The sequence below is a fragment of the Nostoc sp. genome (assembly GCF_036918015.1).
Classification (GTDB): Bacteria; Cyanobacteriota; Cyanobacteriia; order Cyanobacteriales; family Nostocaceae; genus Nostoc.
Genome location: NZ_JBALEO010000031.1, coordinates 54783 through 68959 on the forward strand (window position 1 = coordinate 54783; position 14177 = coordinate 68959).

The 14177-nt window shown below is 41.4% G+C and carries 8 protein-coding genes; 3 read left to right on the forward strand and 5 right to left on the reverse strand.

Annotated features, from left to right (window positions below; translation table 11 throughout):
* Positions 1-67: 67 nt before the first annotated feature.
* Together V7K61_RS07225 and V7K61_RS07230 are read right to left on the reverse strand one after the other, a co-directional pair.
* Complete coding sequence (locus V7K61_RS07225; RefSeq protein WP_335052247.1) at positions 68-2878, reverse strand: ATP-binding protein; 2811 nt, start codon at positions 2876-2878, stop codon at positions 68-70.
* 250 nt (positions 2879-3128) lie between these two features.
* Entirely contained in the window at positions 3129-5381 is a 2253-nt protein-coding gene (locus V7K61_RS07230; RefSeq protein ID WP_335052249.1) for a glycoside hydrolase family 65 protein, read from the reverse strand.
* 537 nt (positions 5382-5918) lie between these two features.
* Here V7K61_RS07230 and V7K61_RS07235 point away from each other — a divergent pair.
* Entirely contained in the window at positions 5919-8567 is a 2649-nt protein-coding gene (locus V7K61_RS07235; protein ID WP_335052251.1) for a sensor histidine kinase, read from the forward strand.
* Here the strand turns inward: V7K61_RS07235 and V7K61_RS07240 are convergent.
* The 3 genes from V7K61_RS07240 to V7K61_RS07250 form a co-directional block, all read right to left on the reverse strand.
* Entirely contained in the window at positions 8564-9268 is a 705-nt protein-coding gene (locus V7K61_RS07240; protein WP_335052253.1) for a helix-hairpin-helix domain-containing protein, read from the reverse strand. The two genes, V7K61_RS07235 and V7K61_RS07240, sit on opposite strands and share 4 nt — an antisense overlap.
* Before the next feature lie 21 nt (positions 9269-9289).
* Positions 9290-9631, reverse strand: coding sequence for an NINE protein (locus V7K61_RS07245; protein ID WP_334896380.1), 342 nt, complete (start codon positions 9629-9631; stop codon positions 9290-9292).
* Between the two features lie 675 nt (positions 9632-10306).
* Complete coding sequence (locus V7K61_RS07250; protein WP_335052255.1) at positions 10307-10702, reverse strand: hypothetical protein; 396 nt, start codon at positions 10700-10702, stop codon at positions 10307-10309.
* Between the two features lie 1028 nt (positions 10703-11730).
* Here V7K61_RS07250 and V7K61_RS07255 point away from each other — a divergent pair.
* Both V7K61_RS07255 and V7K61_RS07260 read left to right on the forward strand, forming a co-directional pair.
* Positions 11731-12087 carry a hypothetical protein gene (locus V7K61_RS07255; RefSeq protein ID WP_335052257.1) on the forward strand — a complete coding sequence of 119 codons (357 nt, stop codon included), beginning with the start codon at positions 11731-11733 and terminating at the stop codon, positions 12085-12087.
* 625 nt (positions 12088-12712) lie between these two features.
* Positions 12713-14065, forward strand: a complete 1353-nt coding sequence (locus V7K61_RS07260; protein WP_335052259.1) for a histidine phosphatase family protein — start codon at positions 12713-12715, stop codon at positions 14063-14065.
* Positions 14066-14177 lie beyond the last annotated feature (112 nt).

Consider the following 14177-nt stretch of genomic DNA (forward strand, 5'->3'; position numbering starts at 1 on the left):
TATGCAAACAATAAACGCTATATTTTATTTTGGTTAAAAGTTTAACCACGTCAAATAATGCTGACAATTAGATAGCTTGCTGATTTAGCGGAATTACAATTACAAATTCTGTCCCCTTTCCAGGAGCAGAAATACATTCTAATTTTCCCTGATGTTTTTGGGTAATAATCTGATGACTAATAGATAAACCTAACCCAGTACCTTTATTAACTGGTTTAGTCGTAAAAAATGGTTCAAATAATTGTTTTTGTACCTTTTCTGGAATGCCTATACCATTGTCGCCAATGCAAATAACTACCTGATTGTCGCTAGTAAGTTTAGTCTGAATGCGTATCTGGGGAGTAGAAAGCGCTTTTTCCCCTACTTCCCACTCACCATTGTCCACTGCCTCTTCTAAAGCATCGATCGCATTTGCGAGAAGATTCATAAATACTTGATTGAGTTGTCCGGCATAACATTCTACTAATGGCAGGTCGGCGTATTCTTTAATTACCTCAATTGTTTGATTGTTAGATTTAGGTTTGAGGCGATGTTCCAGAATCATCAAGGTATTATCTATACCCTCATGGATATTCACAGCTTTCATCTCTGCGTCATCTAACCGGGAAAAGTTTCGCAGAGATAAGACAATTTCTGTGATTCGTTCCGCACCAACTGTCATCGAAGTTAGCAAGTTGGGCAAGTCTGCAATCAGAAAATCTAAGTCGATTGCTTCTGTTTGTTTTTGAATTTCCGTGACTGGATTAGGATAGTTTTGCTGGTATAGTTGCAGCAGTCTCAATAAATCTTGGATATATTGATTGGCATAATTGATATTGCCATAAATAAAGTTGACTGGGTTGTTGATTTCGTGCGCTACACCTGCTACTAACTGCCCCAAACTGGACATTTTTTCACTATGCACTAGTTGAGATACTAGCTGCTTTGCTTCTTGGCGCAATTGTGCTTCTGAATATCGCAATATCTGCTCTGCTTGTTTGCGCTGGGTAATGTCGTGGAGAATGACGACATATTCTTGAAAATTCTGATGGGGTCTATCTGAGATGGAAACTTCTAGAGTTCTGTTTTTCCCATTACCGATTAAAATTTGTTCGCTACGCTTTGTCCACTGCTCTGGATAGTAGACTAATGCAGGTAGCCATTTGTTGAGGTGATTTCCTGGTAACTCAGATGGGTTGACACCAAAGAACGATTCGGTGGCTGGGTTAGCTTGTCGGATAATGCCTTGATTATCTACGACTAAAATACCATCCTGGGCGACAGTAAACAGGTGTTCAGCAGATTCTCTGGCTTCTGCGATCGCCACCACTTGCGGTAAACTTGTCCAACAAGCGATCGCTACTCCCACAAATGCCACGCTCATCAGTAGCACCACAAATATATTCTCACCGCCCGCAGTTGCTACTTTATTAAGTTTGACGCCAAATAACCAACCAACTGCCACGGCGCTGCACAGTAAAAAAATCAGGATACTCACCTGAAGAATAACTGAATCTTTGATAATTACTACAGGGCGCGTGCGATATCGCCGCATCCACCAATCAGGATGGAAAGCAGGGAAGTCCACACGGCGAATTACTGCATCTATGCCCATAACACCAATGGGAAATAATAGCCCAATTAGCAAGTTGAGCCAACCCCAGGCAAATCCGCCCACGAACAGCACTACAACTTCTAATAGCAGAATGGCCAGAGATATGCGAGGAAACAAAACTTCCGGGCGATCGCGCCGGAGCCAAAGCCCCAAATGCAGTAACATAAAGGAGACAAACCAACCGATGTTCCCAACAGCGACGATTCGCGCCACATCTCCCCAAATCAAATAGATTAAGCACAATAGCATTGTCAATGTCAATGCTGGGACAAACACGCCCCGACGGGAGACAACGGAAAATACTGGTGAAATGTGGTTATCTAAAGCCAGTTGATACAAAATTCGCGGGCAATTAGAAACCACCGTTGCCGAACCGAGTAGACAAGCAGCTACTAGCAAAAAAGAAATACTTACACCAGCGAATCTTCCCCAAAATGGCTGGGAAGCTGCCACAAGATTCAAGAAAGCATTGTCTTTCAGGTTGGGATTTGTTGCCAACCGCATTACTACCCAAGACCCTCCCAAAAAGATGGGTGGCATCATCCAGGCGGCAATGTCTAGAAAGCGCAGTGTTTGAGTGGGGTTGCGGCTATCGGCAACAAATGAAGAAGCTGTTTCACAGCTGTAGGTTGCATAGGTGACGAAAAAGAACCACTTTGCCCAATCTACAAAGCTCAAAGATGACCAACTGCTAGGAAAAAACCCAGGACTAACAGGAGAAAATGCCAACCAGCCAAGACCTTGCACACAGAAGGTCATTAGCAATCCAAAGGCTGGAATGACAAAAAACAAATGTAAAATACTCAGGGCGCGAGTCCCACTAAAGGCCACAATAAAGGGCAACAGTGTAAAGCTAATATCCAGAAATATGTCTGGACAGACAATACCCAGCGCCTCCAAATTTACTTTAATTAAATCTCTGAGTACGATTGTATTCACTGACAGGTAAGAAACCCAGTTGAGGAGGTATCCAATTGCTGCATAACGAGCTAGTCCTGGGTAGTTTTGCAGTAGCTTGGTAGCATAGTTAGGTGTTCCTCCAGCTACATTGATGAAATGCATACCTAAGCGTTTTACCTGATAATTAAGCAGCATTCCAAAAATCACCGCAGGTATCCAAACAAAAATAGCTTGGGAACCGAGAGCAGCATGAATCGCTGGAACCAATGCTGTCCAAGAAATATGAGCTGTCAAACCAAAGCCCCAACTTTCAACAGCACTCAAGCTTCTAGTTAAGCGAGGGTAAGAAGATTGGCCCAATGTGGAGTGAGCAAAGTTGGACATGATTAGCAGTGTTGGGTGGGATACTTTAATTAAGCTTATTAGCTAGAGTTCCCATCTCATAAATGTTCTGAACAAAGATTTTTTGTTCGTATTCATACTTGTATTTTAATATCTCACCAGAGAAAATTATCTTGACAACATCAGTGTTTATTGCCCTCATCCCCCAACCCCTTCTCCCAATTTGGGAGAAGGGGAGCTAATTTCAAAGTCCCTCTCCCAAGGTTGGGAGAGGGATTTAGGGTGAGGGCTATTAGACAATTTTCGAGCGTGTATCTGCCAAGGTGGGAACTTTGACTTCTGTTTCGGCTCCTAAGTCGAAGTCATACCACTCGTTACGCCATTGCAGGCGAAACTTCAAACGCGTCCAGTTGGGTGGTAGATTGGGACAGGCAACGGGGCCAAATTGAGTCATCCGAATGCCGCCAAACCCAAAAACTACCGCTTGCCATACTCCTCCAGCACTGGCGGCGTGAATTCCTTCAGCGGCATTCAGTCTCACATCCTCTAAGTCTACCAAGGCCGATCGCAGAAAGTGTGTGTAAGCTTCAGCTGGTTGATTGAGGTCGCAAGCTAAGATAGCATTAATGGCTGGGCCTAATGAAGAACCAAAACTGTGGTCAGTGCGTTGGTTGTAATAGTCCCAGTTGGTGGCGAGGGTTTGATGGTCATAACGTTCGCGCAATAAATACAAGAGCATCAATACATCTGGCTGCTTGAGAATCTGCTTTTGGTTGGTGGCTTCAATTCCCAGCAAACTTTGCAGAGATTTGCTACGCGGTTCGTAATCAGCGAGGTTAACGTCTTCTAGCTGGAAAAAGCCTTCAAATTGCTCAATTAAACCAGTTTGAGCATCTTGATTGACAAATAGACGCTCTTGGATTTCTGCCCAATGGTGCAGACGCTCTGTAGTTAAGTTGAGTTTTTGCACCAGTTGGGCTGAGGTTTCAGGATAAGCTTGTTTGAGCCAATCCCACAGCGCCAAAGCTGACTGCAAATGCCACTGTACCATGAGATTGGTGAAGGCATTATTATCGACGCGATCGTGATTTTCATCGGGGCCAATTACATCTAGGATGTCATAACTGTGGCGCTCTTGGTTCCACTGCACCCGACTTTCCCAGAACACAGCCGTATCAAGAATAATTTCTGCGCCATAATCGCGCATCCAGTCATCATCGTTGGTAGTCTGCCAGTAGTGCAAAATTGCATAAGCGATATCTGCGGTGATATGCACTTCAATGTCACCGCACCAGATGCGGATTAATTCACCATTGGGAGCCGGAACCCAGCGCGGAGTTACTTCATCGCCAGTAGTGGCACTTTCCCAAGCATACATCGCTCCTTGATAACCGGCTTCTTGAGCTTTGCGTCTCGCTCCTGGTAGGGTGTGGTAACGGTAGGTGAGTAAGTTACGCGCTAGGGCTGGTTGAGTTAAGGTGAGGAAAGGCAGGATGAATATTTCTGTATCCCAAAATATATGTCCGCTATAGGCAAAACCGGAGAGGGTTTTGGGAGGAATGCTCACGCTATCATCGTGACGCGGTGTTACAGCAAGTAATTGGAAGAGATTATAACGGACGCTCAATTGAGCCAAGCGATCGCCTTCTATAATAATGTCACTGTCTTGCCACACTTGCTCCCATGCCGCAATGTGAGCTGCCAATAGGGTAGTATATCTGGGTTCATCAGCAAGTCTTTGTAAGGCGGCAGCAATGGGAATTTCTGTCTCTCGTGAAGTAAACAGGGTGACAATCTTTTCTACAGTTACCGTTTTTCCGGGATATAACTCTAAGGTGGTTGTCAAAATGGGAGAGCTAGAAGCATTTTCAACGCTCACGGGTGCAGTCTCGTCACCATCTACCACTAACTTAGCTGCCATCCCAAGTTGAATATTTGAGTGGAGAGTTTTACTGTTGAGCCAGATAATCTGATCTATACCACCTTGGTTTAAGGTTCGCCAATGTTTAATGCCTTGAGTATGTGGTTCACTGTCAAATCCGGCTTCGACGGTAATTTCACCCTCAAAATCTACCGATGTAATTTGAGCGCGAATCGCCAAAACGTGTTGGTCTGCTAAACTGGTGAAACGCTCGAAGTGAAAATCTAGAGTATGACCACTTGGACTACGCCAGCGCACATCACGGCTAACTAAACCTAAGCGTAGATCGAGCCGACGTTCGTAGTTGAGAATCTCACCACTGTCCATACTAAAGCGTTCGCCTGCTACTTTTACCACCAATGGCAGCCAGTTGGGACAGTTTACCAATTCGGTGTGAGCAATTGTCACATCATCATAAACACCGTGGATGAGTACGGCTGGAAAATCTTGGGAATACCCTTCCTCAAATGTACCCCGCACTCCTAACAACCCATTACCAAGAGTGAAGACGGTTTCTTTGTGATGCAACTGCGCCGGGTTAAACTCCGTTTCAATAACGTTCCAGTCAGTATTGTCAATTAATTGCTGATTTTGTTGAGAATCGTGAGTGGATACGTTGAGCATGAGTATAAAACCTATGTCTTGGGGCTGGCTGTAGACAGAATGCAATAAAATTAGGAGCAATCTTTTAAGTGATTAACTCCTTTTCTTTAGCGCCTAGACTGGAAGATTGTCTGAACGCCAAAAAACACGCTTCATATAACAGTAACGTTTCAAATTTCATCTGTCTACAGCTAGATTTATTCAAAAATGCCAGTCATAACTCATAAATCTTAACTAGCTACGAATTGATTCGGCTTTTCATCAATTTCTTTCATATCTACAATTAAGGCAAGACGCGATGAATCGCCGTCTCTACAATAATCAGTTCTTTGTAGAGACGGCGATTTATCGCGTCTTCGCGTCTTTGTCTTTGTGATGGACGTTAGTCATATTTTGGCTGGTAAAATCTACAGTGCAGTTAAGTAACGTTTTGTTCTTTTACCAGAAGTGGTATATTGGCACTTGACCCGACCGAGTACAAACTATGCATAAGCCCACAGGACAGCAAACTAGAGGTGTTGTACTCAGTAATACAGGACAGGAAGGGAAAGTGGGCAAATGAATAAAAATACTGGGCAAGGTAATGTTTTTTCCCTGTTTAAAGGCGTACCTCTAAGTCGCATTTTGGTAGCGTTGTTTTTGCTGCAAATCTTGCTAGCTGTGGGATTGACTGCATACTTATCAATCCGCAACGGGCAAAAGGCAGTCAATGAGGTAGCTAGCGAATTACGTCATGAAGTTGCCAATCGAGTTGAGCAGAATTTACAGACTTATTTGGCAACGCCGCGTCAGGTACTACGCAGTAATCAAAATGCGATCAACATGGGGTTGCTGAAGATAGAAAATTTGGCAAACTGGGATTCATACTTAATAGAGCAGTTAAAGATTTTTCCAGATGCGTTGGCAATAACTGCAAGCAATGAACAGCAAGAATATCTCGCGGTAGAGAAACTCAACGATCGCCAATCTTTACTCAGAAAAGCCGATCAGTCAACTGGGTACGACCTCTACACCTACATAATTGACTCTCAAGGTCAACGTACTCAATTACCAGAGGTGATTAAAAACTATGATGCGCGATCGCTTCCTGATTATCTCACAGCAGTTACCGCTAAAAAATTCAGCTTTAGTGAGATTTTTACTCCCCGCACTGAACCAACACTCCTGATTAGTGCTTCTCTTCCCATCTATAACTCCCAAGGGGAATTACTCGGAGTCAACAGCACTCTCACTCACCTATCACAAATTGGGGATTTGCTGCAAAACATCAAAGTTGGCAAGTCTGGGCAAATTTTTATTATCGAGCGATCGGGGCTATTAGTTGCAAGTTCTACAACCGAAGAACCATTCCGCTTCCAAAATGGTAAGCCCATTCGGTTGAAAGCTTCCCAAAGTGGAAATTCTTTGACTCAAGCAACTGCTAAATACTTAAAAACTAAATTTAATAACTTTGAGCAAATTCAAAGTTTACAACAACTAGATTTTTCTTTTGATGGCAAACGACAATTTTTAGAAGTTAGACCATTACAGGGCGAAGCAAATGTCAACTGGTTGATGATCGTGGCTGTCCCAGAAGCAGACTTTATGGGACAAATTAATCGCAACATTCAAACTACCATTTTTCTCTGTTTGGGAGTCTTGGGACTAGCGATTATATTGGGGATTGTCACCGCTCGGTGGATTACTCAACCAATTTTGTACTTCAGCAAGGCGACAAAAGATTTAACTGATTTTACCAACAGTGAAGACTCGGTGGTGAAAGTGCAGGGCATTCAAGAACTAGAGGTGCTGGGTGAATCTTTTCATGAGATGGCGCAATATTTACGCAAAACCTTTACTGCACTGATTAGCAAAAATGAGGATTTAGAACTGCAAGTTAAGCAGCGAACTCAAGAATTACAGCAAGAGATTCAAGAACGCATTAACAGTGAACGAAAACTGGAGCAGCATTATCAAGTACTCACAGAATTGGCAAATCACAAAGCGATTTTTGAAGGAAATTTAGAAACAGCATTCAAAGTTATCACAGAAAAAGCAGCCAATGCCTTAGAAGTAGAACGAGTGAGTGTGTGGTTATTCAATAGCGAGCGTACCAAGCTACAATGCATAAGTCTCTACGAACGTAGCAATCAGAAACATTCGGCAGGTTTAGAACGCAACCTTACAGATTATTTAATCTACTTTAGAGCAATGGTAGCTTCTCGTACCATTGCCGTCTCTGACACTCGTACCGATCCACGGGTACAAGAATTATCGGATAAATTGCTCGAACCAAATAATATTGTCTCCTTAATTGATACCAGTCTTTGGGTTGGGGGCAAAATGGTGGGAACAGTATTATCTGAACAGGTTGATATTCCCCGGAAATGGGAACTGAGCGAGCAAAACTTCGTTAGCTCAATCGCAGAAATTGTCGCCCTAACTTTAGAAATATGCGATCGCAAACGCGCAGAATCCGCGCTACGTGAGGCTAAAGAAATCGCCGAAGTCGCAAATCGTGCTAGAAAAACCTTTTTAGGAAACATCAACCACGATTTGAGGACTCCTTTAAACTCAATTCTGGTAATCACAGAGGCACTCAAAGATCAAGTGTACGGCCCTGTAAGTGAAGAACAGCGCCAGTCTTTAAATATGCTCGAATCTAGCGGTAAGAACCTACTAGAATTAATTAACCAAATCCTTGACATTACTGACACCGAATCCAGCAAAATAGAACTGCAACTAGCTGCTACTTCGATTCCGGGAATATGTGACTTCTGCTTGAGTTTTGTCAAAGATTTAGCCTTCCAGAAAAATATCCGGCTGAGGGCACAAATACCTGAAGAACTCGAACCCATCCAAGTCGATGAACGCCGCATTCGCCAAGTATTTATCAACTTATTGACTAACGCAATTAAGTTTACTAAAGAAGGAGGCGAAGTCTGGATTGAAGCCCAGCCAAGTTCTACCAATGAATATATCTTTATCAGTGTGGTAGATACTGGTATTGGGATGCTTTCCGATGACCTTTTTAAATTATTTCAACCTTTTGTGCAAGTTGAAACTGCCTCTAACCATCGTTCTTCAGGAACTGGTTTAGGATTAGTAATGGTGCAAAAAATTGTCGAGTTGCATGGTGGAACTGTCCACGCCGAAAGTCAGTTAGGTAAAGGTAGTCGATTTACTGTGAAGCTTCCTTGCAAAAAGGCGGGAGAATCGACAGTCTAAGCGATGTGACGATAAGTATTAAACGGTAATCCAGTGCGCTGCTTCACATCAATCAATGATTTATACTCACCTCGTTGCTGCCTTTCGGCAACAATTTGTTGTGCGATCGCGCCATCCAATCCACAGGTAATTAATTCATCAGTTGAATATGTGTTTAATCGTTTCCAAGAAAAATCAGCTTCTTTTTTGTAGTTGTAGCCAAAAGTAATCAGTGGTGTAATTCGAGTTACCTGCTTTTCGGGAATTCCGGCTATTTCGATTAATTCTTCTATATGAGTAAAAACATATCCCTCATTCATCAATGATTCGATGTTATTTGCATAAACTATCGGTAGCCCTAAATAATTAACTAATTCATGTTTTGAACATTCATTAATATCTACTTTATCACGAGTACTGGCAACTAAATTTCCTAACTCTTGTTCTTCTGGAATTGGTAAATTCTTCGGATAACTTTTAACTAAATAAGATTTCTTGAGATAGAACGCAATGCCAATTTGAGCCATCCAGACAGCAACCGCTAAACTATTTGCCGATAAAGCTAAAGCTAATATAGAGATGCTAATCCCTAGAACAACCCAAGTTTTTGTCTTAGATTTATAACCTGCATAGACAATCGCAAATCCCCCCAATGTCGGAATTAATGATAACCACACCCAAGCAGGAGTTTGTTGAAACCAAGATTTAGATTGTGACATCATAAATCGAATAATGATTTTAATTTATAAAGATTTCAGAAGGTTTTGGCGCTTTTCTTCATACTCTTCTGCGGTAATTATCCCAGAATCAAAAAGAGTTTTTAAATCAGCTAATGCACTGGTTGCATCTTTTGCGGAGACTGCTCCACCTGTGCTTGCGATAACTTGATTATATTTGGTATTGAATTCGGTATCTGACATCAAAACTAGGATGAAGAATTCAACAAAGGCTATTAAAGATGGAATACAAGTCCAAAAAAACAATAAATACAAAATACCTGCTACATTTTGTCCTAGATAAAATTTGTGGATTCCCAGCCACCCGCCAAAAAAGCAAAGTATAATTGCTGTAGATTTAGTCTTCATAACATTTACTTCCTTAATTAACTCTAATAAATATCTATTGGCATATAATACAACCAAACTTTTCGACCTTTTTTGATTATTTATGTGTTTTGCTAGTGATTTTTGCCGTCAAAAAATAAAGAACGATTATACATAACTGAGATTCCATTAAGACTAAATATCCTTTAACTATGTAGTTTAAATCTAGGTTGGAATTAAAATAAAAAATTATAGAACCAATTGCTAGATATGGAACTAAACGCAACTGATGAAGTTTGAGTTTGAGTCTTTGGTTATTCAAGTCGCTCATCAGTGGATAAAGTTATGTTGAGCAATAGTTGCTGATAAACAATCGATCGGTTATCACAAATTTGTTTGGTTTAACAGATATTGACTGCTATTTAAAGCTAATGTTAGTTAATTTATATCTGTTAAACCTCACGAATTTTACCGACTTTACTTATAGTTACATCAATAGAGTTACGTAAAGTTTCTGATGACTAAAGTAAAATGCACAGCCGAAAAAATTACTTAAGTTTTGCCTTCTTTGCTGTTTTACACAAGAGAAAAATCTAAAATTAAAGCATGACAGCGATTAGCAGTTATTGTTCTACTTTGCATAACTCCTGTTTGTGCCTAAAAAGCTGCTAAAAACAGGCTTTGTTTCAGTAGTGCAGACTTGAGTCTGAGGCGCTTTTATACAGTTGTAGCACTCTTAGTATTTGCTTCCTCTGAAGTCGCTTTCAAGCGTGTTGCTGTGCTTTTACGGATGCGATCGCTTTTACGAACACCACCCGCCATCTGATATTCATAGCTGTCTTTGCCGTACTTAAAAGCAACTCCCAGGAGCATTTTCTCAGTTAGATCGCTTAAAGTTCTGTCCAATTCGTCCATCTCAGTTTTAGAAGAGTCAATTATGGCTAGTGCAGTATTATAAGCATCTATCTTGGTACGGTATTGCTCAATTAATTGTGTCATGCTTTCTAAGTTGCGCCCATCGCCAAAATCCATAGTCGGATCGATGGCTTTAAGTCCCGCCGTTCTGAATTCAGCTTTTTCGAGAACGCGGTATGTACGTTTTTGACGAGACATAAATGTATCCTTTTTATCTGCTTTAGAGCTAGTTTGCCTTACTAAAGCTGGATCTTAGTTCAGTAAAGTCCTCAAAGATTAGTATTTAATACAACGATTGATTCAGTATTTAGCGCAAAAATCATGAGTTTGTCAATGAAACTCGTGATTTTGTCAATGAAAATCATGATCTTGTTAATGAAACTCGTGATTTTGTTAATGAAATTTGTGAGTTTGTCAATGAAACTCGTAAGTTTGTCAATAAAACTCGTGATTCTGTTGGATTCCTTGGAGTTTGGCTGTGGCATCTTCTACAAAGATTTGATAGGGAATCTCTCTAGCAAGGGCTACGGTGTACACACAAAATCAAAATCGTTGAAGATCCCTCTAAATTCCCCTTAAAAAGGGGATTTTGAAGAGCTTTTTCCCAAGTTTTTAAGGCTACCGTGTATACACAAGTCTGTTATCCCAGAACTACCCCCCTTAATCCCCCCGTTTATTGGGGGAAAAAGAAATCTAGTTCCCTCCCCTTTATAAGGGGAAAGTTAGGGTGGGGTAATTCAACAGACTGGTTGTGATTCGATAACTTGTGTATACACCGTAGCTTTTTAAGGGGGGTTGGGGGGATCAAAAGAAAAGCTTGCGGGGCAAATGTCTAAAAGGGGCTACGCTTACGCAATCTTAGCGCTTTCTGTGCTGAGTGCAATCGCTCTACTGCAACTGTTAAGTATCCTTAATTTAATGCTGGCATATCTCAACTAATTTAACTGCGATCGCTGTTCAATTAATACTGTCCTAGTTTAAGAAAAATAGTGCAAAAACTTAATCAGTATTACCAGTGCGATCGCTAAGAAACTTAACCAGATAATCTAACTTCCAAGGAGATGCCAAAGCTATAACTTGTTAAGGGCTAAAACAGCCAAAATCATTGACACGCTAAGTACATAAGCAATACAATTATTATAGTTGAACCTAACCATAGAGTTAATCAAAATACTTTTCCCAGAGAATAATAGACAAGCAATATTCAAATAATTTGGATAAAACAAATGAACGCCAAAATTATTGCTTTCTTAGGGATTACGGCAGCCTTTGCAAGCTTAGGAAGCCAAGTCTACGGTCAATCACCAGCATCAAACTCAAATCCCGGACAATATAGACTAAGTGGTGATTCTCTACTTGGAATCGATAAGAAAACAGCCCAAGATGACTTTAGAAGTTTTTTTGAGCAAACTAATCCAGCAACTCTTTCTAACCGTAATAATAGAAGAGAAAATAAAACTCCAGCTAAAATCCGCTTTAACGAATCATTATCACAGCCAGACACTTCAGTTTTCTTAACACCGGCTCAGTCAGACAGTGACAATGATGGATTGCAAGTACAGTTAGATATAGGGAGAGAATAAGCAAGTATAAAGGCTGACGTTGTAATTTTAATTAATTATGCATTAGCCATTACTGTTCGGTTAAGGCAAGCGATGCGATGAATCGCCATCTTTACAATAATCAGTCTTTTGTAGAGACGGCGATTTATCGCGTCTTTTTGATGATTTATCGTATCTTAGCGATCTAAAATTGTCATCAAAAACCTTAACCAAAACGTATTGCTCTGTTTCCCAAAATCCTTACTACGCAAAATTTATAAATTATGCCTACCTCATTTTCACTCTTATCTGTAATATAGGATTACTATTTGATTTTTGAACAACACGTAGGGTGTGTTATCGCGAAGCGTAACGCACCATTTTCAAGGGTTTGGTGCGTTAGACTAAAGTCATAACGCACCCTACAAATACTTAATTTTTTTCAGAAATCAAACCGGATTCCTATAGTATCAAAAGGAATATTTATACTTAAATCAAAACAGCTTTATTAGAAAACATCGTTCAGACAACGGCAGTTTTAGCCAATCGTCCTGTCTCCTCTACCAGAATAAAATTTTGCACCTGACTCAATCCGCCTTCCTGAGTCGATAATTATGCAATCGTTTTGCAGTAAAATTAATCGTCAAGATAAGAGGAGGGCTTTGAGATGACTCGTGTCATCATTGTGCGCCACGGTCAAAGCGGTTATAACACCGAGCGGCGTATCCAAGGACGCACTGATGCGTCAACATTAACCGAAAAAGGTCGTAACCATGCCAGTAAAGTAGGCAAAGCCCTCAGCAATATCTTATTTAATGCGATTTACAGCAGTCCCTTACAACGAGCGAAACACACAGCAGATATTATCCATAGTGAGTTAGCAACTCATGCTGAACAATCTGCTGTACTTCAAGTTTCTGATTTGCTGCTAGAAATCGACTTACCTTTATGGGAAGCACTGCTAACTTCTGAAGTCAAGCAAAAATTTGCCGAAGACTACCGCACTTGGCATCAACACCCCGACGAACTGCGGATGCTGCTTAATGATGCAGAAGGGACAAGAGAACACTTTCCCGTTCTTGCTTTATACGAACAAGCACGGCAGTTTTGGCAAGAAATTTTGTCTCAACATCAAGGCGAAACTATTCTCATCGTGGGACATAACGGAATTAATCGCGCCCTGATTAGCACAGCGTTAGGCATCCCTCCCAGTCGTTACCACTCAATACAGCAATCTAACTGTGGCATCACCGTATTAAATTTTGCTGGAGGATTGGGCGAACCAGTCCAGCTAGAATCTTTAAATCAGACGCAACACACGGGAGAAACTCTACCTTCATTGCGACCGGATCATCAAGGAGTACGATTGTTGCTAGTGCGTCATGGGGAAACTGACTGGAATCGCCAAACCCGGTTTCAAGGTCAAATTGATGTCCCCCTCAACGACAACGGTAGACAACAGTCGCAAAAAGCAGGCGAATTTCTCCAAGACGTAGAGATTAATTTTGCTGTAAGTAGCACAATGCTGCGCCCTAAAGAAACAGCAGAGATTATCTTAAAACAACATCCGAATGTCAAGTTAGAATTGCAAGATGGTTTAAGAGAAATCAGTCATGGTCTCTGGGAAGGCAAATTAGAAACAGAGATAGAGCAAGAGTTTCCGGGAGAATTGCAGCGATGGCGGCTGATACCAACGCAAGTGCAAATGCCTGAAGGGGAGAATTTGCAACAAGTGTGGGAGCGCAGTGTTGCAGCTTGGCAATCAATTCTGCAAGCAGCATCAAATAATCAATTCAAAACTGTATTAGTAGTAGCTCATGACGCTACTAACAAAACCTTGCTTTGTCACATTCTGGGTTTATCGCTGGAAAACTTCTGGAGTTTTCGCCAGGGTAACGGTGCAGTTAGTGTTATCGACTACCCTGCTGGAATCGATGGTTTACCAGTACTGCAAGCGATGAACATCACCTATCACTTTGGTGGAGGCGTACTAGATAAAACAGCCGCGGGAGCGTTGTGAGTGCTGACTTTTGAGTGCTGAGTGCTGAGTGCTGAGTGAGGAGTGAGGAGTTAGGAATGAGGAGTTAGGAGTGAGGAGTGAGGAATAAAGTTAGAAGCTAATGACTGAAGAA

Excerpts from the sequence above, each read along its gene's own strand:
- V7K61_RS07250 (WP_335052255.1), bottom strand. The coding sequence starts at position 10,702 with ATGTCTCGTCAAAAACGTACATACCGCGTTCTCGAAAAAGCTGAATTC.
- V7K61_RS07260 (WP_335052259.1), top strand. The coding sequence starts at position 12,713 with ATGACTCGTGTCATCATTGTGCGCCACGGTCAAAGCGGTTATAACACC.
- V7K61_RS07255 (WP_335052257.1), top strand. The coding sequence starts at position 11,731 with ATGAACGCCAAAATTATTGCTTTCTTAGGGATTACGGCAGCCTTTGCA.
- V7K61_RS07225 (WP_335052247.1), bottom strand. The coding sequence starts at position 2,878 with ATGTCCAACTTTGCTCACTCCACATTGGGCCAATCTTCTTACCCTCGC.
- V7K61_RS07230 (WP_335052249.1), bottom strand. The coding sequence starts at position 5,381 with ATGCTCAACGTATCCACTCACGATTCTCAACAAAATCAGCAATTAATT.
- V7K61_RS07245 (WP_334896380.1), bottom strand. The coding sequence starts at position 9,631 with ATGAAGACTAAATCTACAGCAATTATACTTTGCTTTTTTGGCGGGTGG.
- V7K61_RS07235 (WP_335052251.1), top strand. The coding sequence starts at position 5,919 with ATGAATAAAAATACTGGGCAAGGTAATGTTTTTTCCCTGTTTAAAGGC.
- V7K61_RS07240 (WP_335052253.1), bottom strand. The coding sequence starts at position 9,268 with ATGATGTCACAATCTAAATCTTGGTTTCAACAAACTCCTGCTTGGGTG.